A 23738-nucleotide genomic window follows, 5' to 3' on the forward strand; every position below is an offset into this window, starting at 1 on the left:
TTTAAGCTCACATGTCCATTCTGCATGTGGAGTAAAGTGTTCTCGCCAATGGGAGATAGCCGTTATCCCGGACAGGTGCCTGAAAAGTGTCCAACTTGTGGTAACGAACATCTAAAACAAGTGCAGCCTAACTTCGCGGAAAAAATGCTGGCAAATCTGCTGAAAAAACTTTAGTTATTTGGATGCAGTGATGGCTTTATTTGAAACAGATTGGACGAAAGAACTCGATCAAGTTCATGTGGTGGCAAAAAAGATTATCGATGATGATGTGTCGCCGATGATTGACCAGAAAGTGCTCTTCATCAACAAATATGCTGATGAGTTGATGCAAAAATCTACCTTACAGGCGGACTTTCTTGCGAAAGAGATGCTCAAAGAAATCGAATTGCAACGGCAGAAGCTAGTGGCCGATGTAACCAAATCTTTGGCTACTTCAGTTAAAAGTGTAAGTTCAATATAGCCCGGCGAAGCATATTGAATCCGTTTAACTACAGGTTGATCCTCATGACTCACAAATTTTCCAATGATGCTAAAAAAGCCAACAACACTGCCACCACCTAGCCATGGCATTCGCTCAAACTCTAAGCTAGAAAATTTACCCTCATCGATCGCTCGTAATGCATGGAAAAATCCATAAAGTTGTTGGTGTGTTCTGGTCTAATTCCATCGGACACTTAATTTTGAGACAGTATGGTCAATAAATTAAGAGGTCGATATGAGTTTAAAAAAATCACATAAAAGTTATCCGCAGACATTCAAAGACGAAGCCGTCTTAATGGTGCTAGAACAGGGCTATAGTATTGCTGAGGCAGCAAAGTCTCTTGGGATTAGCACAAGCCTGCTTTATAACTGGAAGGAAAAACACCAAGCATTGCAACAGGGTATCGCCCTACAAGAATCTGAACGTGATGAGTTAAAGAGATTACGTAGAGAAAACAAAGAACTACGCATGGAGAAAGAAATTCTAAAAAAGGCAAGCGCCTTCTTTGCGAGAGAAATGAAGTAAAATTTCGCTTCATTAAACAGTTATCTAACCAGTTTCCTACTGCGCTGTTATGCCGAGTAATGAGTGTCAGTAAGTCAGGCTATTACGATTGGCATAAACGCCCTGCAAACGTGATAAGTCTTGAAACACTGAAGCTTTATCGCCTTGTTCGAAAGCTATTTAAGCAAAGTCGAGGCAGCTTAGGTAATCGTGAAATGGTGAAGAAATTGCGCAAGGAAGGCTACCAGGTTGGTCGCTATCTCGTTCGTAAAATTATGCACCGCCTTCGACTCAAAGCAACCCAGCGACGGGCTTATAAGGTGACGACACAGCGCAAACACTCTGATGCCGTGGCTAATAACCTGCTAAACATGAACTTTAACCCAGTATCTGTTAATCAGGTTTGGGCAGGTGACGTGACCTATTTAAAGACAGGTGAAGGCTGGATATATTTGGCGGTGGTGATGGATTTATATTCACGCCGGATTGTGGGGTGGCACATAGACAAACGCATGACCACGGATTTGATATCTAAGGCATTAATGAAAGCTTACAACCTGCGCCGACCGGCAAGAGGGTTGGTATTTCACAGTGACCGAGGCTCGCAATATACCAGTAAGCAATTCGGTAGGCTGCTCTCGAGTTATGGTATCCGAGCCAGCATGGGTGATGTTGGCGCGTGTTGGGATAATGCCGTTGTTGAGCGTTTCTTTGGTAGCTTAAAACACGATTGGATTTTTAAGGTTAGTCAACCAACAAATGAGTTTATGAAGTCGGATGTGGCCGCTTATATGAGGTATTACAACTTAGAGCGCCTTCATTCAGCTAATAATGATTTATCACCAGTAGAGTTTGAAAATTCTCAACTAAAAGTGTCCAGTTTGAGTTGACCAGTACAGTATTCTTTTGTGAGAATCGAAAAATCTTCTAACTTCCAACGTTCATCCAACAATATTGTGCTGAACCTTTTAGAACAGCATCCGCTAAAAGCCAGTAAACCAACCAAAATAAGAAAGGCTACATGGAATGGCGATTTTAGGAGCGAGATTTTCTTTGGTTAAGTGATTTCACAAAGTTTAATCCCGCTCTGCCTCCGAGCCTAAGCGGTAACGCCAAAGCTAATTAAGCTGTGACAAATCGAGATTAACTCTTTGGCTGGGATCGCGCTTGCGGCATAATGGCGGCAATTTCATTACCGAGCCGTAAAAATGGATAATCAGCAAGAAAGTTACATGACTGAAGAAACCTTGATTGAAACCGTCGAAAATCAAATCGCCGACGGTGAGCCAAAAAAGGTGAAAGAGACGTTAATGCGTTTAGTGATGACAGGTACGCCGCGCGAAGAAGCGATTGAGTGGATGGCCTGTGCGCTGGCGATTGAAGTCAGTGATGTCATGCTTAATGGCGCCAAGTTTAACGAAAAGCGTTATAGCCAACATTTAGATGCCATGCCAAATTTAGATTGGATGGAAGACTAAACTTAGGCCTTTATCCATTTAAAAAAATGAATATCGCCATTCTGGCCATATTCATTTTTTTACGTTAAGCCGCCAATAGCTCGCCCCCGCACTTAATACCAAGCCACGTTCGCTACGCATCTTCCTAGCTAGCGAGTCCAATCCCTGCGATTAACAGCAACCACAGCAAATTAGTGCCCCAAAAAAGTGGTTTAAAGTTTAGGCGGGCGCGCTTAGATGCTGGGGTTGGTATCTTGGCTGCGGTTAATACTGGGGCTAATGTCGGCGCGGCAACATTGGCTTCAATGCCCATACTTTTAACCAGATTAGTGACCCTAAGGTATTCACGCGAATGCAATAATTCACTGCGAAACGCCAGAGATAAGCGCGGTGAAATCATCTTTAAGCTGGTTTCAAGTAAGCGCACTTCGGGGTAACTCGATTCAATCGTGACCCAATCTTCATAACTGCGTTTAGTGGAAAGCTGCAAATTGTAATGCTGGATAAGCTGGTCTTTATACGCGCTATCGTAGGCTTGGCGCGATTCAGGATGCGATAGCAAGCGATAGGCCGCGGTTATGTCATCCAGCATCAATTTGGCATAGACCTTAGAGCCGCGCTCAAACGCTAAGTGATATTCTTGCTGCAGTTCATCATAGGCTTGTTCAATGTGCGCTAAGGTGGCACCAACATCTAATTTTAAGGTTAGGTATGGATTGTTCATGGGTAATTACAAACAATGACAAAATGCAGGTGGTGACTCCTTGGCCTCACTCTGTCGGTGAATGATTGGACTTAGCCCCTGGCTGAGTCGCTGCGAGATGTTAGTGGCTTACATCAGGTTGCGCCTACTGCTTAGTGGTTACTTAGTTAAGACTATTTTTGGCTGTTTATGCCAGTAATTAACTGTGAGCAGTATTTGTTGCTGACGACTTTAAGTCATTGCCGTGGATTATATCGCTATCGTTTTATTGTTGTTTGATTTTTGCTCATGCGTGTGAGCCTTGGCACAAAAAACTTTGTGCCATTATGTTGGCTAGTGCCGCTATTTTGGCTAAAGGGTGAAAGACAAGCCTAGTCATATTGGTGAGGTCATTAGTCGCTAGATATTCTAACTGGTTGTTTTATTGTAAGATAAAGACGCTATGTCGCGGCGCTTGAAGCTTGCGCTATCACAAGGAAATCTATGTCATTAGTTCAACAGTTGGCGCTTTTTATCGATGTCGTGCAGCAGCAATCTTTTACTAAAGCCGCAGCGCTGCATGATATGGATAACTCATCCTTATCGAAACAGATTAAAAAGCTGGAAACTGAACTTGGGGTGCAATTACTTAATCGCTCCACCCGCTCGTTTGCCTTGACACCCGCCGGCGAAGAGATATTACAGCAAGCCTATCAGTTGGTGGATACCTTGCAACAGGTGCGTTTAATTGCTGACTCGTATCTGGCGGAACCTAAAGGGCGCATTCGTATTACCGCGCCTTTACATATTGGCCAGTTGTACCTGCAACCTGTGATCACTGATTTTATGCTGCGTTTCCCTGCGGTTGAGATAGTGCTGCTGATGGATGATAAGCGCTCGGATATTATTTCTGATCATTTCGATGTAGCGTTTCGCTTAGCGCGCTTAGATGATTCAAGCTTAATCGCCAAAAAGATTGCCGATATTCGAGTTGTGACTTTGGCATCCGATGCCTTTATTGAACGTTATGGCGCAGTGCAAACCCCAGAAGAACTCTCCCATTTACCGGCGGTGATTTACAGTAACGGCGGCTTAACTGTGGATATGATGCGCTTTAATGAGCAGCCAGGTTCTAAGCGCTTTATTGATTACCCTATGCAGGGCAATTATAAAGTGAATGATGTTAGAAGCTTACTTGAAGCCGTGCAGGCGGGGTTAGGTTACGCCACTATCGCCTCATCTGTGCTTTACCGTCCGCTTGCCGACATGCAGTTAAGGCCGCTATTAACTGAATATGCCCATGATAATCAAGGTTTAGCTTTATATGCCTTGTATCCCCACCGACGCAAAACCGCCTTAGTAACAGAATTTATTGCCGCGGTAGAAAACTACATAGGTGCCAGCCCGCGCTGGGAGCAGCATATTCCAGATTTTGATCGTTATTATCACATCAAGCCGTTTGATGATGGTGCGAATAAGTGAATGGATCAGTGAGTGAATAGTTGAATGATGAGCCTAGCAATCTAGGGCATGATTCAACATTTGCAACCAAGCACTTAGCACTTAGCAACCCAGTAACCAAGCGCAAATAGCAAAAAGGCCAGAATCGATTCTGACCTTGGGTTTACTGCGGCTAATGTTGCATACCAGGCTATAAACTAAGGCAAGCTAAGCAAGGCTAAACCTTAACGTCAGCTTAGATAACAGTAATGACATCTTCTATGGGTAAGCGTGCTTTAGGCAGGCCATAGTTATAGTCTTCATTGTCTTTGTGATAGCCAAGCGCCAACGCAAAATCACACACATAACCGTCGAGTTCTTCTTTAAACAACTCACCAATTAAGGCCGAATCTACGCCTTCCATCGGGGTTGAGGCTATGCCCATACGCGCTAAAGTATGCAAGGTATTACCTAAGGCGATATAGGTTTGCGCCTTGGTCCAGTGACCATTAAAACCCAACTCATCGGTATTTAATTCAGCAAAAGCGTAAGCATTATCTAGCATGTAATTGTATTTATCCGCGGGCAGATGGCCTGAGGTCACTTCAGCATCCACCACTTTCTTGTACTGATCTTTAGTAAAATGCGGATTGTAAGCAAACAAAATAGTGTGCGACGCTTCTTTAGCATGGAGCTGATTAAACTGGAAGTTATTGGCAAATGAATCGTGAAAGCGCTGCTTAGCGGCCTCACTTTCTAGCACGATAAACTTCCATGGCTGCGCATTGATTGACGAGGCCGATAAACGAATGGCTTGTTTAATCACCTCCATATCATCCGCACTAATACGCTGGCTAGCATCATATTTCTTAGCAGTATAACGAGACATTAAATCGGCAATAATTGGGTGAGTCATACACTTTCCTCGTCAAAACAATGTGGCAGACCAAACAGGGCTTGGCGTTATTAATGACGGCACAATACCTGAAGCGTTAATCAAACAACACGGCCGATAATTCCAATCACTATGGACAATTAGTTCCATAATCCGCGCAACGGGCGTGCGGGTAGTCAGACGCATTTCGACTTAAGCAGGTAACAAGGGATTGAGATCCCATTCTGGCTTAGCCAAATCATGTTTCATGAACTGGCAAGGCATTAGTCGGTTACACTCAAGCTAATTAATCGATAACCGAACGAGTATTCATTATGACTTTTACCGCCTTGGTATTAAATCAGCAAGATAAGCGCACGATTGCCAGTATTGAGCAGCTCGATGACAGCGTGTTGCCTGCGGGCGATGTGACTGTGGCAGTGCAATACAGCTCACTTAATTATAAAGATGGCTTAGCTATTACTGGGCGCGGGCGAATTATTCGTCAATTTCCTATGGTGCCTGGCATTGATTTTGTTGGCACTGTCATTGATTCCAGCGACGCGCGCTATCAAGCCGGTGATAACGTGGTGCTGACAGGTTGGGGCGTAGGTGAAAATCATTGGGGCGGTATGGCGCAAAAAGCGCGGGTAAATGCCGATTGGTTAGTGCCATTAGTGGATGGCTTAACGCCGCAGCGCAGCATGATGATAGGTACTGCTGGCTTAACCGCTATGCTGTGCGTGCAAGCGTTAATGGATGCTGACATTACCCCTGAGCGCGGTGAAGTATTAGTCACAGGTGCTAGCGGCGGCGTGGGTTCAGTCGCGGTAAGCTTATTAGCGCAATTAGGCTATCAAGTAGCCGCTGTGACTGGCCGCGCCGCCGCTAATGGCGCCATGCTGACCGAGTTAGGGGCTAAGCGCATTATTGAGCGTAGCGAGTTTGAACAAGATGCTCGCCCACTAGAAAAGCAATTGTGGGCTGGCGCTATTGATACCGTTGGCAGCAAAGTGCTAGCTAAGGTATTAAGCCAAATGGATTATAACGGCGCCGTGGCCGCTTGCGGTTTAGCCGGCGGTTTTGATTTACCGACTACGGTAATGCCATTTATTTTACGCAACGTAAGTTTGCGCGGTGTCGATTCAGTGCAATGCCCGTATCCACAGCGCCTGCAAGCCTGGCAGCGCTTAGCTAAGTTATTGCCAGCCAGTTACTTTAGTGCGGCGTGCCGCGAAGTGGCATTAACAGATGTTGCTAGCTGCGCTGATGCTATTACCCAAGGTCAAATCACTGGCCGCGTATTAGTTAAGCTGTAATCACAGCAATAGTTAGCAGAGTGTTTATTTAGCAGAGCTTACTCTTAACCACATTAGTTAAGGGCGAGTTCTGCTAATGCTTTGCTCACTCCTTTTTCCTCAAGCATTCCTCAAATATTTAAGCCTTGGCCTTGCTGCGTTTGTGCCTTACTCAGCTTGCTTTGCGCAAAACCCAAGGTTAGATAGATTAAAGCGATAAGCCCAATCTGGCGAAAACGGCCTAAACAGCCTTAAGTGAATGGCGATTTACTTGTCGTGCACCTTGGGATTGCTTATGGTAGATAACATAAGTTCAGCCCATGAGGATGCTATGAATAGCCATTTAACGCGACAAGTGAATCAATGGATTGCTAACGATCCTGACAGTCAAACCCGTGAATATTTGCACGCGCTGCTCACCAGTAATAATGAGGCTGAGCTTGCATCATTATTTGCTGGCCGCCTAGATTTTGGCACCGCTGGCATTCGCGGCGTGGTGGGCGCAGGCCCTATGCGCATGAACCGCTTATTGGTCAGGCAAACTACGGCGGGCCTTGGGCAATATTTAGCTGCGCAAGTGAGCGATGCTAAGCAGCGCGGCGTCATTATTGGTTATGATGGTCGCAATGATTCTAAGCAATTTTCCCAAGATACCGCGGCCGTACTGCTAGCTATGGGGTATCAAGTTAAACTCACTTATCAAGTGGCGCCCACGCCTTTGGTGGCCTTTGGGGTCAAACACTTTAACTGCGCCGCTGGCATAGTGGTCACTGCTAGTCACAATCCGCCGCAATACAATGGTTATAAGGTGTATTGGGACAATGGCGCGCAAATTATTACGCCCCATGACACAGGTATAGCGGCTTGCATTCAATCCAAAAGCACTGACATCATTAAGCTAATGCCATTAAATGACGGCCTTGCGAGCGGCCAATTGCAACATTTAGAGCAAGATTATTACGATATTTATCAGCAAGCTGTGCTTAATGCTCCCGAGCTTAAGCCATCTGGCCATGCCTCATTGCGCCCTGAATCAGTCTCCATGAGTTATACCGCGATGCACGGCGTAGGCGCGCCTATGGCTGAGGCGATATTAGCGCAAGCTGGGTTTACTCAAGTGTATTCAGTCGCGGCGCAGCGGTTACCCGATGGCAATTTCCCCACGGTGGCTTTTCCTAATCCCGAAGAGCCGGGCGCCATGGATTTAGTGATTGCCGAGGCCAAAGCCCATCAGTCATTACTGGCGTGCGCTAATGATCCCGATGCCGATCGTTTTGCGGTCGCGGTGCGTAAAGATTATGATGGCGGGGAGAGTGATTATCAGATGCTAAGCGGCGATCAAGTGGGCATATTATTGGGCCACTATTTGCTAACCCATTCGAAGCACTTGAGCCAAAAGGAAGGCGAGGGCGCGTTGGTGGGCAACACTATAGTGTCATCAAGCTTACTAGCTAAAATCGCCGATAGCATGGGCGCCACAAGTTATACGACCTTAACTGGCTTTAAGTGGTTGATGAATGTGGCGCAGCAGCGCCAAACCCAAAAACAACCTTTTTTATTCGCCTATGAAGAAGCCTTAGGTTATACCGTTGGCAGCACAGTGTGGGATAAAGATGGCTTGAGCGCGCAGCTAGCCTTTGCGCAGTTAACGGCGGAATTAACTCGCCAAGGTCAAACCATTTGGGACAGATTAAGCGAGATTTATCGTCAATTTGGGCTGCATTTCAATGCGCAAATCAGCATTAAACTTGAGCCTAATACTCCAAATATCGGCGAAGGACTTCGCGCTAAGCCGCCGCTTACGATTGGTGATGCCAGCGTTATCAGTATTGATGATATTAAAGTGGGCATTCGCACCTTGGCCGATGGCAGTCAGCAATCCATAGATTTACCCAGCAGTGACGTGCTGATTTACCGCCTAGATAATGGTAGCCGCGTGATAGTGAGACCCTCAGGCACTGAGCCCAAAATTAAGTGTTATTATGAGGTTATTATCGCTATGGGGGCGGATGAGTCATTGGAGCAAGCCAATATTCGCGCCAAGGCGCAGATGGATAGCTTTATTCAAGCCCATCAGGCATCGCTGCCTAAGGACTAAGGACTAAGGCTCAGGCCAAGTGCTAGGACTAAGAGCTTGGCTTAACACCAGAGCCCCAGGTTGCTAATAATCTGGGGCTCTTTCAGGTTAATTTGCCATGATCCGCCAACACTCTTTGGCAACTGTGGTATAACGCCTAGGTTATTGATTAGGTGTTATGAATTGAGCTTTACTCGCTCGTTAAGCACTGGCGCCAAACATTTTATCTAGAAATCATTTAAGCCAAAAAACTAAGTCAAATAATTAAGTCAAATAATTAAGTCAAATAATTAAGTCAAAAAATTAAGCCAAATCAGCCCCATGAAGCCGAAACTACACCAAAGCCATATTTGTATTGCATTGCCTGCGCTGATTCATCGTATTGGCCGCGAGGCGGTTACTGAAGCGCAGCTTATTGCAGGGCACCATCACTGCGCTATTGCGCGCGTGCGCCGCTCACGCCATTGGCAACTGACTGGCAAGGCTATGGATATCGCGGCATTTAGAGCATGGTTAGCTGTAGCATTAGCCGCGCGAGTGGCTGTGATGGGCGGTAATAGTAAAAGTCACAATGACAGTAGCAATACTAGGATCAGCGAGCTTGTGGTTATTAATACCGCTGCGAATTGGCCGTACTTGCTTAAAAAGATCAATGATGGGCTTATCCCCCATGCCGATAAGTTGGAAACTCTCACTCAAAAACTGGCGCGCTTACTGCGAGAGTCGCCCACTATCACCTTGCATGAATTAATGCTGCAAACCGATTGCAGCGAATCGCAAGCGCGCCTTGCCCGTTTAAGTAGTGATACTTGGTAGCGGCTCTTGATAATCATATTTTGAGCACGCCGACTTAAGTGAAATGGCTAACTATCAGACTCTATGGCTATTTGCGGTTGATTTATCTTGAAGTGGGATAGAAAATAGCGCCTGATGAAAGTGCTAAATTTTTGCAATACCACAAGGATACGACCTGATGATGACTAAATGGGCGACACGTTTTTTACAAATGGCAGAGTTAGTAGCGTCGTGGAGTAAAGATCCTTCGACCCAAGTTGGCGCTGTGATCACTGAAAATAATCGTATTGTATCGCTTGGTTTTAACGGTTATCCCCATGGTATTTCCGATAGCGCCGAGACTGATAACCGCGAGATGAAGCTATTAAAAACCTTACACGCTGAAGAGAACGCCATTCTTTACGCTAAGCGCGACTTAAGTGGTTGCGAGATTTGGGTCACTCATTTCCCTTGCCCTAATTGCGCCGCGAAAATCATTCAAACTGGCATAAGCGCCGTGCATAGCCCAGCACCAAGCCCAGACTTCTTATCGCGTTGGGGCGATAAAATCCAAATTAGCCAAGATATGTTTGAGCAAGTCGGCGTGACTGTGGATTGGTTACCGCGCGATGCGAATGCTAAAGAGTAGAGATTAAGTGCCAAGCGTTAACGCTTAGGATTCAATACCAGGGTTTTAACTCATGCCTTTAAAGGCTGCGCATTTAAAGCCAATGCATTTACAAGCTAGGTATTTAAAACCTATGCATTTGAACCAAAGCATGTAAAGCCTATGCATTGAAACCTAAGAACAGGCAAATTACGTTACCTCTAATTTGCTTGTTCCTAGGTTTGTGATTAGCCAGTCTTATGACTGGCTCCCTCTTTGATTTAATTCAACGTAACACCGGTTATCATCAGTGAAAACCTGCATCTGCGCTAATTTAATTCGCGATTTAGCCCATTGAAATTGCGAGTTATTGGGACATATAACGGTTGATAGATTGAATGACTGCTTGTTTTTCTGCGCCCATTTGCTGCGGATGATAAATGGCACAAATATGTGCTTGGATGGGCTGCTTTAGGGGCACAAATTGAATGCGTTGCCAGAGTTGCCGACTAAAGCTTTGTGGCACTATGGATATGCCAGCATGGCTTTCAATCACGTTCATTAACGTCATAGGCTCAACCACTTCTTGAACTATCTGAGGAGTAAACCCTGAGCTTATGCAGTGGTTAACGATTAACTGCGCCGATGATGAGTTTTTCTGATTCATCATCACAAACGTTTCAGCGGCTAGTTCCGACAGGCATAATTGCTTCTTAGTACTCAAGAAGTGTCCATGCGGCAGGGCAACTACCATAGGCTCGCAGTATAAGTTGCATGATGCTAGCGGCTCAATGTCGAGAGTATCGGCATACCTCACTATCCCTAAATCAATTTCATTATTAAATAACGCTACTTTTTGCTGTAGCGGTGATTGTTCAATAAATTCAAATTGAACGTGTGAAAATTCGCGTTTCAGTTGTTGACTCGCATCACCAAATCCCGCCCAAAAAGCTGAGCTGACCATGCCAATCCGCAAATGCCCTTTGGCTTCTCGCGCATGCTGTATGACCTTATTAATCGAGTTGTCCATTTGATCAAACAATAACTGACATTCATCCCTAAGTAGCATGCCGGTCGCGGTTAATTGAATGCTGCGTTGCTCACGATTAAATAAGGTGACGCCCAAAATGGTTTCAAGTTCACGCATTTGAGTGCTTAACGGCGATTTTGAAATATGTAAGCGCTCTGCGGTTTGCGTGAAGTTATGACTATGGCTCGCCACATAAAAATATCTAAGCATTTTCATGCTCACACGCTCTGCCCAGAATAAATTGTTAAAGGTTAATGGCGGCGGGTTATTGGGAGTATTCAAAACATAAATCCATTTGTTGTTGACTATGGCTGGTATAGCAGGGCGTCAATGCAGTGTCACCCATTGCCCTTGTCATCACTTCTGTACTGAAAAACAGCACAATAGCACTGTTTATAGCGATTTTAATCAAAACCACCTTGGCATATCGTGAAATCCATAACAAATCTCATGAGGAATGAAAAATGTCGCTATTTGATCCGGTTCCACAGGCTGTCGCTACCATCGAAAAATACATGCCAGGTTTCAAACCGCAAATCGCCATGATCTTAGGTTCAGGACTAGGGGTGTTGGCTGATGAATTAACAGATAAAATCAGCATTAGTTATCAAGAACTTGATGGTTTTCCTGTCAGTACTGTTAAAGGCCATAGCGGTGAGCTGGTGTTAGGCTACCTCAATGGCGTGCCAGTCGCTTGCATGAACGGCCGTGGTCATTTCTATGAACATGAATCTATGAAGGTAATGACAACCCCGGTACGCACGTTCAAATCTTTAGGTTGTGAAATGTTACTTGTGACCAATGCCGCAGGCTCATTGCGACCAGAGCGTATTGGTGTAGGTTCGCTGGTGGTGTTTAGCGATCATATCAATACCATGCCGGGTACGCCTTTGACTGGCGCGAATGATGACCACTATGGGCCACGTTTCTTTAGTTTGGCCAATGCCTACGACACAGACCTACGTCAACAGGCCTTAGCTATTGCTCAAGCGCAAAATATCACCTTAAACCAAGGGGTATTTGTATCTTACTCAGGGCCATGTTTTGAAACCGCCGCTGAAATCCGCATGATGCAAATTATCGGTGGTGATGTGGTGGGTATGTCTGTGGTCCCTGAAGTTATTTCAGCGGCACATTGTGGTTTACCTGTGCTTGCTATCTGCGCCATTACCAACATGGCTGAAGGATTAGGGGATGTGAAACTGTCCCATGAACAAACGCTAAAATGCGCCAAATTAGCGGAAGGCGACTTTCTGAAGATGATTAATGCATTTGTGGATAGCGTAAAAAAATAAGGATATAACACTATGATGTTCATTGGATTTTTAGGCATGTTGACACTGCTTGGTGTTGGCATCGCTTGTTCAGTTAATCGCCGCGCCATTAAACTTCGTACTGTATCAGCCGCAATGGGCTTACAGGTCTTAATTGGTGCCTTGGTATTATATGTGCCACTTGGTCGACAAGTGTTAGAGTCAATGTCTCATGGTGTTCATGTCGTGCTCGACAGCGGTAAAGCCGGTATTCGCTTCTTGTTTGGTAATCTCGTTAATTTTTCGGTTGAGGGCATTGGCTTTGTATTTGCGCTCAATGTATTACCGCTAGTTGTGTTTTTCTCCGCCTTGATTGCTGTCCTGTATTACCTTGGAATAATGCAATTTATTATTCGTATTATTGGCGGCGGTATGGCGAAGTTGTTAGGAACCACAAAGCCAGAATCTATGTCGGCCGTCTCCAATGTGTTTGTTGGTCAAAGTGAAGCGCCACTCGTAATTAAGCCCTATATGGCTAAAATGACTGACTCTGAATTTTTTACTGTGATGTGCGGTGGCATGGCCTCAGTATCAGGCACTGTATTGGCTGGCTACGCTATGATGGGCGTAGATATGCAATATCTACTGGCAGCATCTTTTATGGCGGCCCCTGGTGGTGTCTTGTTTGCTAAGTTGATGCTACCTGAAACGACAGTGCCCGCTTATAGCATGAATGACAGTGTGCAATTTGATCAAAAACCGCCAGTCAATGTGTTAGCCGCGGCAGGTGAGGGCGCCGCCAGTGGCTTAAAGTTAGCGGCCGCGATAGGCGCCATGCTGATAGCTATGATAGGTCTAGTCACCTTAGTGAATAATTTACTCGGTGGTGCTGGGGATCTGTTGGGGATGCAATTGTCGCTTGAAGGTATTCTCGGCTGGATATTTGCACCTTTAGCTTTTTTACTCGGCGTGCCTATGGCCGATATTGCGATTGCAGGCTCCATGATAGGTAAGAAAATTATCCTAAATGAGTTTGTGGCTTACAGTGACTTAGCGCCTTATTTACAAAGCAGCGCTGACGTGAGCGCCGCAGGTCTGCAAATATTAGAAGATAAGAGTAAGGTCATTATCAGCTTTGCCTTGTGTGGTTTTGCCAACTTAGCTTCTATGGGCATCTTGATTGGCGGACTTGGCACTTTGTGTCCATCAAGAACCGATTTTATTGCTAAATATGGGGTACGTACGGTAATTGCAGCGACTTGTTCGAACTTAATGAGCGCGGCTATTGCTGGGATATTCTTCTCATTAGCGAGTTAATCTTAAATTACATTATTAGTATCAAAGGGCTGGTCTAGGCCCTTTTTTCATTGAAGGTTACCCATGTTTACTTCTGCGATCGCGCACTTACAAATGCTTATTTTTACCTTAGTGATTGCCATGACATTCCCGATAGGTAAGCAGTTAATGCTAGAAGTTCCACCTATGATAGCAACGTGGCTTAGGTACAGTATTGCGGCACTGATTTTTATGGTGATGCTGATAGTGACTCGTCAGTTGTCGCTGCCCAGTGGTAAGAGTTTTCTGCGTTATGCCTTAGTGAGCTTGCCATCACTCTTGTACTTTACTGCCATGTTTAGTGCGCTGACACAAACGTCAGCCTTTGCTACCAGTGCGTTATACACCTCAGTACCCTTGCTGACGGCCGTGTTAGTGGTGCTCATCAATCGCCGCGTAGGCAAACTACATCACTGGGGAGCGTTAGCGCTAGGTTTTACGGGCGCATTAATATTAGTGTGGCTGCAGGGCGGAGATACGAGTCAGACTGTGGTGTGGAATGATGGGTATAGCCTCTTTATGCTGGGCTGTGTTGCCATGGCAGCCAACCCCTTAGTCATCAAGGCATGCTATCGCCAAGAAAACTTCATGGTATTTACCGGTTGGAGTTTAATTGCTGCAAGTCTAATGTTATCGCTGGCTCTTGCTCCTGAGATAGTGGCTTATGATTGGCAAGAAGTTAGTCAATCAGCGTGGTTAGCCACGGCTTACTTAGCCTTTTTTGCCACGGCACTCAGCTTTTTTCTGTTTCAAAAAGCCAGTGTTAAGTTGGCGCCACAGCAAGTGTCGGCCTACGTTTTTTTAATTCCTGTGTGCGTGTTATTAACCAATGATACCTTAGGTGTGAATTGGTACTTAGCGCTACCTGCCTTGTTGGCCGTGACGTTAGCTATGGCGTTATTGATGCGCAAAACGCAATGATGCGGTTAGCTTTGCTACCTATTTGTTTATTTATGCCTAGCTTCTGATGACTTAATCATCGAACTACTTTATATATAAGCCAATGATGCGATAACCGCGGTATTAGGTATGATCTATGAGGTGTTACAAGCCCATGGCTAAACCTATGCCCCTTTCATTTCATTCACTCAGTAACAATTGACTTAAGCGCAGGATAAACATGAAAACAATTAACACGCTGTTGGCTATGACTGTAACAGGACTGCTGGCAGGATGCGGCGGAAGTGGTGATGACTCGAGCGTTACTCCACCGCCGGCAACTGGAACCTTCAGTCTTGGCGTCTCAGATAACCCGAGTGACGTAGAAGATGTCACTATTGCTTTTAAGCAAGTGGTGCTTAAAAACAGCACCGGCAGTACTTCTTTTGAGGTGGCAAGTAATGGCGCCTTAAAGCAAGTCAATCTGCTTGATTTTCAAGGGGCTAAAGTTGAGCAGTTAGTCACGGGCAAAGATGTGCCAGTTGGTGAATACCAAATGTGTATTTATATGGAGCGCAGTGAAACCGCTAATGAAAATAGCTCTTATGTCAAAACCCATAATGGTAATCTTTATGGACTGACGACTAACAGTAATGGCTCGTGCGGTGGTGTTGGCGCTGAAGATGCCAACACCGGGCGATTATTTTTTAATAAGACATTTACGATTGCCGTCGGCGTTAATAATTTTGTGGCCGAATTTGACTTAAATAGTGGCCTGCAAAAACCCCATGGCAATAAAGCCTATTGGACACTTAAGCCAACCTCGGTGCAATTACATAATGTTGTCGATGTGGGGAGCATTAAAGGTACTATTCCTAGTGCGTTAACCTCAGAGTGTGAAATTGCAGCGGGTGGCAGTGACTTTCACCAAGCCGTGTACTTGTATCCACAATCAACCTCACTTGACAATATGAGTGATTTTAGGGGCACTGCAACGCCAGCACCTCAAGTTGCTCCGATGGCGGCGGCGCGAGTGAACGACCTACTCAATGCTAATAATCAAGTGATAGGTCAAGGTTACGAATTAGGTTTTGTGGTCGCGGGCAATTACAGCTTAGGTTATACCTGTGTGGCGCAAAATGACGACCCAGAGGCTATCAATCTGCAAGACGACGCTGCGCCTTTCTTTATCTTTGCTGATACTCAAGCTGTAGTCGTGAGTAAAGGCGTTGCGACAGTGGCTAATTTTTAGCCTTGACAACGCTTAAGGCTGGCGTGATTTGGCAGCATGGCTGCCTTTACACGCCAAGCGTTAGGTCGCGACAATTGTGGTTAATTGCCTGTGGCAAATCGGCTGTGGTTCATTGCCTGTGGTTAATTGCTTGCGCTTCATTGCCGGCGCGAACTCATGGATTAACACGGTTGGTTGGTACTATGTCGTTCAATTGGTTGGTACTATGTCGTTCAAGTAGTGCCGTTATCTCTCGAGTAGCGGCAGTTTATTAGTGACACCATTCCACTCATCAGCATCACTGGGCGGCGGGATCACGGCAGTTATCACTGGCCAATCTTGCACTAATTCGCGGTTTAATTCGCGATACACTTCCATGCCAGCAGGTAGCTGATCTTCTTGAAATATCGCGTTAGCCGGACACTCAGCGGCACATAAATCACAATCAATACACACATCAGGATTGATGGCTAAAAAATTTGGACCTTCATGAAAGGCCTCCACCGGACACACGGCCACGCAGTCGGAGTATTTACACCGAATGCAGTTTTCAGTCACAACAAATGCCATATTTCTCATCGCTATTGTGCGGCAGTTTCTGGTAAACTTTCGCGGTTAACCCAGTGCATACGCACTATTTTCAGCGTCAGTATATTACTGGTTGCGCTGTTAAATGCAATATTAAATCCAGCCAAGACAAGGCATTTGAGTACTAGATGCTCGGCATTTATTTATTTTTACTATAACCAAGTAACATAAAGTTTGGATAAACCATGATCCGCATTACCAATGTACAACTTCCGCTTGATCACCAGCCTGAACAATTAACCCAAGCTATTCTTACCGCCCTTTGTATCAGCGCTGAACAATTGCTCGATGTCACCGTATTTCGCCGCGGGTTTGACGCGCGCAATAAGAATAAAATCTCCTTAATGTACACCTTAGATGTGAACACCACAGACAATGACGCTGTGCTGGCTCAGCAGGTGGACAATAACAATGTGCGGCCAACGCCGGATATGACGTATCAATACGTGGCTAAAGCACCAGAAGAGCTCAATGAGCGGCCGGTAGTGATAGGTTTTGGGCCATGTGGCATTTTTGTCGCGTTAGTGCTGGCAGAAATGGGTTATCGACCGATTGTGCTGGAGCGCGGTAAAGAAGTACGGGAACGCACTAAGGATACCTTTGGTTTTTGGCGTAATCGTAAGTTGAACACTGAATCCAACGTGCAGTTTGGTGAGGGCGGCGCAGGTACCTTCTCTGATGGTAAGCTGTGGACCCAAGTGAATGATAAAAAGCATTATGGCCGTAAAGTGTTGCGCGACTTTGTTGACGCGGGCGCCCCGGCTGAAATCTTATATGTCAGCAAGCCACACATAGGCACCTATAAGCTGGTGGGCATGGTTGAAAAAATGCGCGCCAAGATTATCGAGCTGGGCGGCGAAATCCGCTTTAACTCCCGTGTTGATGATGTCCATATTGCTGATGGTCAAATCACTGGGTTGACCTTAGCCGATGGCCAAGTGATCCATTCTAAATTTATCGCCTTAGCGACTGGCCACAGTGCCCGCGATACGTTTGAAATGCTGCATCGCAAGGGCGTGTACTTAGAAGCTAAATCATTTTCTATCGGTTTTCGGATTGAGCACAATCAGTCGTCAATTGATGAAGTGTTATTTGGCAAGCATGCTGGTAATCCACTGTTAGGCGCGGCCGATTACAAGTTAGTGCACCACTGTAAAAATGGTCGCTCTGTGTATAGCTTCTGTATGTGTCCTGGTGGCACAGTCGTGGCGGCAACGTCTGAAGAACACCGAGTCGTGACTAACGGTATGAGCCAATATTCGCGCAATGAACGCAATGCGAACAGCGCCATAGTGGTGGGTATCGACCCGAGCGATTATCCTGGCGGCCCATTAGCTGGGATTGAATTCCAGCGTCAGCTTGAAAGCGCGGCCTATGTCTTGGGCGGTGAAAACTATGATGCGCCAGCGCAATTAGTCGGTGACTATTTAGCGGGTAAATCATCGTCGCAAGTTGGTAAAGTTGAGCCATCGTTTAAGCCTGGGGTAAAGCTTACCGATTTGACCGAGATTTTACCTACCTATTGCCTTGAAGCTATTCGCGAGGCTATTCCAGCCTTTAACAAGAAAATCAATGGTTTTGCTATGAAAGAGGCCATGATGACTGGGGTAGAAACTCGTACCTCGTCACCGGTGTCGATTAAGCGTGGCAGTGATTATCAAAGTGTGAACACCAAAGGGCTATACCCAGCCGGTGAAGGCGCGGGTTATGCGGGCGGCATTATGTCGGCGGCTATCGATGGTATTCGTATTGCTGAAGCCATGGCGTTGGCGATGAATGAGCAGCAATCTGCCTAAGTTTACGGCTATTGATGTGGCATGAATCGCGGTCAATGAATTAAGCGTGGGATGTTAGGTTAACGATTGAATGTTGCACCTGAACTTACGAGGCCGCGAGTGTTAAGCCCGCATAAGCAGCGCACCACTGACAACCTAAGTCAGTGGTGCGCACCTTGGCGTTTAGAGTTTAAAGAAGTTAGTGCCGTTATTGAGATCGCGCACTATCTCAGTTAAGCGTATGGCTTCACGGTTAACGTTGTCAGACGCCGCCACGTTTTGCTTCGACATGGTATTGACCGACTCCACCGATTTTGCCACTTCATTACTCGCGCTTGATTGTTCGTTGAGCATTTGAGTGATATCACTCATTAAATGCACCACATCTTGCGAGCCTTTATCCACTTGTGCCATCATAGTGCTGGCAAGCGATGCATTGGTTTTCACTGACTCTATGGTTTGCAAATAGGCGTTCATGTTCGCCACTGTACTATCGGCGGCTTGTTGCACTGTACCTATCATTTGATCAATTTCATGGGTAGCATTAGACGTTCGTGCCGCTAGGTTACGCACTTCATCTGCCACCACAGCAAAGCCTCGACCTTGCTCACCTGCGCGCGCTGCTTCAATGGCCGCGTTGAGGGCTAACAGGTTGGTTTGTTCGGCAACGCCTTTAATCATTACCGAAATTTTGCTTACTTGCTGAATGTTTTCAGCCAGTTGACGTAAATCTTGTGATGAGTCGTTAATAGCGATACTAACGTTAGCTACTTCTGAAGAGACTTTTTCTACTTGCAATTCACCCGATTGCGCCACTTTACCTGATTCTACCGCTAGTCGATTGGCGCCTTTGGCTGAATCTGCTAAATGAGCAATAGATGCGGCCATTTGCTCAAGTGCCGCAGCCGATGTGGTGGTGGCAGAAGCTTGCTCTTTAGAGCTTGCCATCACTTGCTCACCGGCGACGACCAATTTATTACCGCAATGACCGAGTTCATTTGAGGCCTGTTTAATATTTTGAACCACATCCCGCAAGCGGCCGCGCGTCGACGCCATCGCCTTTTGCATGCTGGTAATTTCATCGTTACCTTCATTCTTGGCGTTGGATTGCAAGTCCCCTTGAGCTAATGCGTTTAGGTCGGCGACGATTGCAGCTAAAGGTCGGCAAATACTGAAAGCGACCTGCCAACCGGCAAACAACACCACTACCACTACCGCAGCAATCACTAGTATCAGAGTGTTAGTGATGTTATTGACTAGCACATCACTATCAACATAAGCGACTTTGGCCAAGTCCATATTAAGCGTTACTAAGGCGGTTAATAAATTATCCGCCGTGTCAAAGGCGGCGGTGGTTGCACCTTGCATGATGGACATGGCTAAGGCGTTGTCACCTTTTATCGATGCCGCTTCCACCTCGGCGGCGGATTTTACATAGACTCCCCAAGATGCTTCAAACTCGTTGAGCAATTTAATTTCTTCATCAGACATTGAGGTTTTACGGTAGACGTCTAACTTTTCTTCCATCTTGGCATCAAAGTCTTTCATCTCTTTGTCAATGGCGTACATCTTGGCCTCATCAGTTTCTATGATTAAGTCGTATAAGGCACGGTTGTGGTAAATGGCTTGCATGTTGGCATCAGAGATTGCGGCAATGGGGGTGAGCTGATTTTCAAACATGTTATTAAGCATGTTATTGACTGTGCCGACAGATTCGCGTTGATAGATGCCAAGAGCAATCATGATGACGAGCAATACCGATAAGAGACTAAATAGGCGAGTTTTTATCGACAAACCCCGAAGAAGCGCTTCCATAGTTTTTCCTTAAACTACACATGTATGTGCATATTAGCGTAAGTATGAAAGTGTAAATTTTCAAATGACCGCAGTTAATATTTGTTTAAGCTTCATTGAATTAGCCAAAAAAACAGCCAGTGGTATTACTCACTGGCTGTTTATCGTTGATGATACTTTGGTTTTGTTGGCACTACATTCGTAGTGAGTGCATTATCTGTGGCTACTTATAAGAGTATTGGCCATGCTTACTGCTAAATATCCAATCATTGCCGTTTGACCATTTAATGCCTTTCACTTGCACGCATTGATTACCGGCATTGATAAAGCCTGCACCGTAAAAACCATCATTTATCACACTGCATAGATTTTCATTACTGTTTTTGGCTGGGATGCGTTCACCTGTATGCTCTGGATTCCACAAAGATAACCACTGGAATTGGTTAACACTGGACTCAAGGCGCTGCTCTTTACCCGCTTGCACCACACTAATATCATCGCCGCCAGTGCAACGATAATCGTTAGTCACTAATTGCTCGACGAATCCGTGCACAGTTTCCACTTTGCCATTGATGGTAAGATCAAAGCGGCATAAAGGCAGTTGTTGATCGCGCACTCTCATGGTGGCGAGCACATTTCTATCGCGCTTAGATAAGTTATCTAAGTCCATGGCATCGGAGTGATCAAACCAGCCTTTACCAATAGCTGAATCTAATACTTGATAGCCGTATTCCTGACCTATGATCACAGCTTGTGGTAAGTCTTCAATCCCAGTGGTTAATGATGGCGTTAAGCTATCGAGGATGGTGACACCCTCAGCGTCTTGGCAACTTAGCGTCACTTTGCTGAGTTCTTGCTGCGGTAAGTTGATGTGGAACTTATTACTTTCATTTGCCCCTAAGCGGTTGCCGGCTAAGTCATAATTCATGCTCTGACCATTTTTACTGACCACATCAAGTCGGCACACATTAACATAAGTGTATTGTGGCTGTTCAATCCGGTTCTGGCTGAGGCTATAACTCCACGCATTGCGGTTACTATGGGTTATTCCTGGTATTTGAACACACTTGTTGCCTTGAATAAAACCCGCGCCATTATGGCTAGGAGTGTTGATATCAGTAAGTAAGCAGAGTTGCACTTCACCGATATCAGGTGTCGGTGAATAGACAACATTGCCACGGCCATAAGGGTAGAGTACTGAATAGTCACCAGCTAAAGATGCCATATCCTGCCATGTGCCAGCAAGGTTCCAACGCATATCATCACTCGCATGGCAAGTATTGGTGGCGGGTTCGACATGACCAACTAAATTAACCGTTTCTGCTGTAGTCGTGGTAAAGCTAAATTGGCACAAACGTTTATGGCTGCCATTATCGATAATGGTTTTCCAGCTAGATAAGGATAACTGTTCTGGCGTTAGGTCGCGATATTCATTCCAGCCGCCTTTGATGCTTGAACCTGAGTCAGGTTCTTCATAATCGGTTGCGGGTGGTAAATCAAACACATTACCATAGTTACCATAAAGTACTGGATAAATCTGACTTGGGTTCACACCAGTAGGATCGTAAATACCCACTAAGGTTGTCACCGGCACGCCAGTTTTTACTGGTGCTGGTGCTGTAGTGTTGGCTTCTACATAGGTTTGTTGCGCTTGATCCCATGTGGCATAGTGATAATTGCCGTCTGGCGTTTGATTAAAACCATTATTTAACCAAGCTTGCGTGCGGCGCGCTTGGGTTGGGTGTTCAAGGGTAAAGTTACTGACTAAACCAATTTTTTGCTTTTCACCACCGGCTTGGGCGTCATGTAAAAAGCGGAAGGTCTCTAAATAGGGGGGAGATATTTCGCCGCCGGCTTCAGATATTGCTGGCGCGCCGCGCCAATCGATATTGCCGATAAAGCGTTTGAATACCTCGTCCCAGCCCCAACCGCTTTGCATATCATGCACTGAGGCCATGCTCGGATAATGGCTTCTGCCAAAGTTATGTCCCACTTCATGGGACCACTCATTACCTGTGGTTGCTTCCAAAGTTAAAATGCCACCACCACCGCTACCACCATGTACTACGGTTTTGTTCGAGCCATTGTCTGGATGGGTGTAAACGCCGACATTAGTGTGTGCTGTCAGTTGGTTAAAACGGCGATTATAAGCTTGTGAATAACCCGCTGAGGTAGTAATGCCGACGTTGGCATTATTAATACCTGTTGAAATTAACGCCTTACCAATGGCTTCGCGCATATCACCAGAATGCCAGCCACCATCAGTGTCACTGCGTTCAGTGTACACTTTGCCATTAGGCATAGTGACAGTTTCAAAATGGGCAGGGGCGTATTGGCCCAGCACTAATTTAGATACTGGGATTTTTTGAAAATAATCACTGGCATGTTCAGCAGTATTGTTAGCCATGGTATTGCGGCCACGTGGCTTAGTTAACATGCCCATGTCGATGTTTTGGATGACTAACTCAGGCGCGCCGCCAAAGGTAATGCTGTGCTGCGCTAATTCTGAGCTGCGACCGTGGTTATCGATAAACTTAAGGGATAAGCCTGGGGTCATCCAATTCCATTGAAGCGGCAAGCTCCAGACATCATGGCCAAAAATAACCATTGGCCGACCTTCAACGGCGTATTGGTCAGTTTTGGGCTGATTGGCGGGTGACTGCATGATTTCGCGCGCGATAAGCTCGCCTTCAAAATACACCTCAACCCATAACTGGTTAATGTCGTTAAGCTCTGGCGTCACTAGCAGCATGGCAGCACGGTTGATCACCACATCCGGCGCATTTAACTCATCATTGCCAAAGGGGGCGGTTAAGCTGTGACTTTGCATCAAGGATACATGGGCGGCAATTTCACCATCAAGGTGATTTAAGTGGCGAATACCGTCATGAAAACCCGCTTTACTTGACTCAGTCGTAAAGGTAATCGGTTCAAGTGCCACACACGCTGTGGTATTACAAGCTTCCAGGGCTAATTGATAATCAGTGTTTGGTGACAGATTACCTAGGTAGAACTCAGGGGCGGTGGCGTTAAACATTTGCGTTTTAGTTGACGGTGAACTTAAGCTCAGCTGATAGCGATTGCCTTCAACATGGCCTTGCCAAGTCACTGAGGCGCCAATATCAAATACCCCAGATAAAGCAACGTCGGTAAGCATAGGTGCGCTGATACACTCAGTATTTTCAAGACGCATTATCTTATCTTCGCTGAAACTGGGTTCTGGAAAATATTCGACAAAACAACCCTGAGTGTCGCTACTCATGCTGCCAAAATCATCATGAATGAAATAAAAACCATAGTTATTATTCATCACTATGTCCCATTTATCATTTAAAAATGGGAACGCGGCATAATAAGGGGCTAGGGCTTCTTCGCCGCCATAAGGGAAAGGAAATTTAGGGTAATTATCATCATGCAGTTCAAAACGATAGTCGTTATAGACAATAAAGCGTTTGTTACCATCAACAATCACGCCATCATTAGCTTCACCGCGCTGTTTCATGGCTTTAATGACGCTAAAGGTTTGTTCGGCAGCTTGTTGCATAGTGACTTCGGCCTGCGCCGCTACCGGCACCAATGTACTAGCTATCACTAAGGCGAGAGGGGAAAAACGAGTTTTAAACATATATCTTCCTTATTGAGCATAGAAATTCAATAAG

The 23738-nt window shown here is 45.7% G+C and carries 19 protein-coding genes; 13 read left to right on the forward strand and 6 right to left on the reverse strand.

Going from position 1 to position 23738, the window contains the following annotated elements; all coding sequences use genetic code 11:
* Positions 1 to 190: 190 nt before the first annotated feature.
* From AC1HDP_RS01490 to AC1HDP_RS01500, 3 genes are all read left to right on the forward strand, one after another.
* On the forward strand, positions 191 to 460 hold the full coding sequence (locus AC1HDP_RS01490) for a hypothetical protein (RefSeq protein WP_479637395.1): 270 nt from the start codon (positions 191 to 193) through the stop codon (positions 458 to 460).
* 255 nt (positions 461 to 715) lie between these two features.
* Positions 716 to 1875, forward strand: a protein-coding gene (locus AC1HDP_RS01495; protein WP_479637396.1) for an IS3 family transposase whose coding sequence is annotated in 2 segments (ribosomal slippage) — positions 716 to 965 and positions 965 to 1875 — 1161 coding nt in all. Because the reading frame shifts where the segments join, the coding sequence is not laid out codon by codon here.
* 342 nt (positions 1876 to 2217) lie between these two features.
* Complete coding sequence (locus tag AC1HDP_RS01500) at positions 2218 to 2463, forward strand: hypothetical protein (RefSeq protein WP_240778870.1); 246 nt, start codon at positions 2218 to 2220, stop codon at positions 2461 to 2463.
* Between the two features lie 124 nt (positions 2464 to 2587).
* On the opposite strand, the gene AC1HDP_RS01505 is transcribed toward AC1HDP_RS01500, so the two are convergent.
* Positions 2588 to 3166, reverse strand: coding sequence for a DnaJ domain-containing protein (locus AC1HDP_RS01505; RefSeq protein WP_479637397.1), 579 nt, complete (start codon positions 3164 to 3166; stop codon positions 2588 to 2590).
* Positions 3167 to 3628: 462 nt separating this feature from the next.
* Between AC1HDP_RS01505 and AC1HDP_RS01510 the strand changes: the two genes are divergently transcribed.
* Positions 3629 to 4606 carry a LysR family transcriptional regulator gene (locus AC1HDP_RS01510; protein WP_479637398.1) on the forward strand — a complete coding sequence of 326 codons (978 nt, stop codon included), beginning with the start codon at positions 3629 to 3631 and terminating at the stop codon, positions 4604 to 4606.
* Between the two features lie 214 nt (positions 4607 to 4820).
* Here AC1HDP_RS01510 and AC1HDP_RS01515 read toward each other — a convergent pair whose 3' ends face one another.
* Positions 4821 to 5480, reverse strand: a complete 660-nt coding sequence (locus AC1HDP_RS01515) for a nitroreductase family protein (protein ID WP_479637399.1) — start codon at positions 5478 to 5480, stop codon at positions 4821 to 4823.
* Between the two features lie 293 nt (positions 5481 to 5773).
* On the opposite strand from AC1HDP_RS01515, the gene acuI reads away from it, so the two are divergent.
* The 4 genes from acuI to AC1HDP_RS01535 all read left to right on the forward strand — a co-directional run bounded on the left by acuI (position 5774) and on the right by AC1HDP_RS01535 (position 10236).
* Positions 5774 to 6757, forward strand: coding sequence for an acrylyl-CoA reductase (NADPH) (gene acuI, locus AC1HDP_RS01520; protein ID WP_479637400.1), 984 nt, complete (start codon positions 5774 to 5776; stop codon positions 6755 to 6757).
* Positions 6758 to 7067: 310 nt separating this feature from the next.
* Positions 7068 to 8834, forward strand: coding sequence for a phospho-sugar mutase (locus AC1HDP_RS01525; protein WP_479639799.1), 1767 nt, complete (start codon positions 7068 to 7070; stop codon positions 8832 to 8834).
* A 300-nt stretch (positions 8835 to 9134) separates the two neighbouring features.
* A complete protein-coding gene (locus AC1HDP_RS01530) occupies positions 9135 to 9629 on the forward strand; it encodes a ribosome recycling factor family protein (protein ID WP_479637401.1) in 495 nt (164 codons plus the stop codon).
* 157 nt (positions 9630 to 9786) lie between these two features.
* Positions 9787 to 10236, forward strand: coding sequence for a dCMP deaminase family protein (locus tag AC1HDP_RS01535; protein WP_479637402.1), 450 nt, complete (start codon positions 9787 to 9789; stop codon positions 10234 to 10236).
* A 325-nt stretch (positions 10237 to 10561) separates the two neighbouring features.
* On the opposite strand, the gene AC1HDP_RS01540 is transcribed toward AC1HDP_RS01535, so the two are convergent.
* A complete protein-coding gene (locus AC1HDP_RS01540; protein WP_479637403.1) occupies positions 10562 to 11506 on the reverse strand; it encodes a LysR family transcriptional regulator in 945 nt (314 codons plus the stop codon).
* 182 nt (positions 11507 to 11688) lie between these two features.
* Here AC1HDP_RS01540 and xapA point away from each other — a divergent pair, with 182 nt between their 5' ends.
* From xapA to AC1HDP_RS01560, 4 genes are all read left to right on the forward strand, one after another.
* The gene (gene xapA / locus AC1HDP_RS01545) at positions 11689 to 12519 is read left to right on the forward strand and encodes a xanthosine phosphorylase (protein WP_479637404.1); all 831 of its coding nucleotides are present in this window, start codon (positions 11689 to 11691) and stop codon (positions 12517 to 12519) included.
* A gap of 12 nt (positions 12520 to 12531) precedes the next feature.
* Positions 12532 to 13794, forward strand: a complete 1263-nt coding sequence (locus AC1HDP_RS01550; RefSeq protein ID WP_479637405.1) for a NupC/NupG family nucleoside CNT transporter — start codon at positions 12532 to 12534, stop codon at positions 13792 to 13794.
* 63 nt (positions 13795 to 13857) lie between these two features.
* Positions 13858 to 14733 carry a DMT family transporter gene (locus AC1HDP_RS01555; RefSeq protein ID WP_479637406.1) on the forward strand — a complete coding sequence of 292 codons (876 nt, stop codon included), beginning with the start codon at positions 13858 to 13860 and terminating at the stop codon, positions 14731 to 14733.
* A 199-nt stretch (positions 14734 to 14932) separates the two neighbouring features.
* The gene (locus AC1HDP_RS01560; protein ID WP_479637407.1) at positions 14933 to 15943 is read left to right on the forward strand and encodes a DUF4382 domain-containing protein; all 1011 of its coding nucleotides are present in this window, start codon (positions 14933 to 14935) and stop codon (positions 15941 to 15943) included.
* 225 nt (positions 15944 to 16168) lie between these two features.
* On the opposite strand, the gene fdxA is transcribed toward AC1HDP_RS01560, so the two are convergent.
* Positions 16169 to 16492, reverse strand: a complete 324-nt coding sequence (gene fdxA, locus AC1HDP_RS01565) for a ferredoxin FdxA (protein WP_479637408.1) — start codon at positions 16490 to 16492, stop codon at positions 16169 to 16171.
* Positions 16493 to 16695: 203 nt separating this feature from the next.
* Here fdxA and AC1HDP_RS01570 point away from each other — a divergent pair, with 203 nt between their 5' ends.
* Positions 16696 to 18306: an NAD(P)/FAD-dependent oxidoreductase gene (locus tag AC1HDP_RS01570; protein WP_479637409.1), complete on the forward strand. Its 1611-nt coding sequence runs from the start codon at positions 16696 to 16698 to the stop codon at positions 18304 to 18306.
* Between the two features lie 162 nt (positions 18307 to 18468).
* Here the strand turns inward: AC1HDP_RS01570 and AC1HDP_RS01575 are convergent, their stop codons facing one another.
* Together AC1HDP_RS01575 and AC1HDP_RS01580 are read right to left on the reverse strand one after the other, a co-directional pair.
* Complete coding sequence (locus AC1HDP_RS01575; RefSeq protein WP_479637410.1) at positions 18469 to 20100, reverse strand: methyl-accepting chemotaxis protein; 1632 nt, start codon at positions 20098 to 20100, stop codon at positions 18469 to 18471.
* Positions 20101 to 20302: 202 nt separating this feature from the next.
* Positions 20303 to 23704 carry a M66 family metalloprotease gene (locus AC1HDP_RS01580; protein WP_479637411.1) on the reverse strand — a complete coding sequence of 1134 codons (3402 nt, stop codon included), beginning with the start codon at positions 23702 to 23704 and terminating at the stop codon, positions 20303 to 20305.
* Positions 23705 to 23738 lie beyond the last annotated feature (34 nt).

It is taken from the genome of Shewanella sp. ISS20 (assembly GCF_056522965.1).

Excerpts from the sequence above, each read along its gene's own strand:
- AC1HDP_RS01490 (WP_479637395.1), top strand. The coding sequence starts at position 191 with ATGGCTTTATTTGAAACAGATTGGACGAAAGAACTCGATCAAGTTCAT.
- AC1HDP_RS01500 (WP_240778870.1), top strand. The coding sequence starts at position 2,218 with ATGACTGAAGAAACCTTGATTGAAACCGTCGAAAATCAAATCGCCGAC.
- AC1HDP_RS01505 (WP_479637397.1), bottom strand. The coding sequence starts at position 3,166 with ATGAACAATCCATACCTAACCTTAAAATTAGATGTTGGTGCCACCTTA.
- AC1HDP_RS01510 (WP_479637398.1), top strand. The coding sequence starts at position 3,629 with ATGTCATTAGTTCAACAGTTGGCGCTTTTTATCGATGTCGTGCAGCAG.
- AC1HDP_RS01515 (WP_479637399.1), bottom strand. The coding sequence starts at position 5,480 with ATGACTCACCCAATTATTGCCGATTTAATGTCTCGTTATACTGCTAAG.
- acuI (WP_479637400.1), top strand. The coding sequence starts at position 5,774 with ATGACTTTTACCGCCTTGGTATTAAATCAGCAAGATAAGCGCACGATT.
- AC1HDP_RS01525 (WP_479639799.1), top strand. The coding sequence starts at position 7,068 with ATGAATAGCCATTTAACGCGACAAGTGAATCAATGGATTGCTAACGAT.
- AC1HDP_RS01530 (WP_479637401.1), top strand. The coding sequence starts at position 9,135 with ATGAAGCCGAAACTACACCAAAGCCATATTTGTATTGCATTGCCTGCG.
- AC1HDP_RS01535 (WP_479637402.1), top strand. The coding sequence starts at position 9,787 with ATGATGACTAAATGGGCGACACGTTTTTTACAAATGGCAGAGTTAGTA.
- xapA (WP_479637404.1), top strand. The coding sequence starts at position 11,689 with ATGTCGCTATTTGATCCGGTTCCACAGGCTGTCGCTACCATCGAAAAA.
- AC1HDP_RS01550 (WP_479637405.1), top strand. The coding sequence starts at position 12,532 with ATGATGTTCATTGGATTTTTAGGCATGTTGACACTGCTTGGTGTTGGC.
- AC1HDP_RS01555 (WP_479637406.1), top strand. The coding sequence starts at position 13,858 with ATGTTTACTTCTGCGATCGCGCACTTACAAATGCTTATTTTTACCTTA.
- AC1HDP_RS01560 (WP_479637407.1), top strand. The coding sequence starts at position 14,933 with ATGAAAACAATTAACACGCTGTTGGCTATGACTGTAACAGGACTGCTG.
- fdxA (WP_479637408.1), bottom strand. The coding sequence starts at position 16,492 with ATGGCATTTGTTGTGACTGAAAACTGCATTCGGTGTAAATACTCCGAC.
- AC1HDP_RS01570 (WP_479637409.1), top strand. The coding sequence starts at position 16,696 with ATGATCCGCATTACCAATGTACAACTTCCGCTTGATCACCAGCCTGAA.
- AC1HDP_RS01575 (WP_479637410.1), bottom strand. The coding sequence starts at position 20,100 with ATGGAAGCGCTTCTTCGGGGTTTGTCGATAAAAACTCGCCTATTTAGT.
- AC1HDP_RS01580 (WP_479637411.1), bottom strand. The coding sequence starts at position 23,704 with ATGTTTAAAACTCGTTTTTCCCCTCTCGCCTTAGTGATAGCTAGTACA.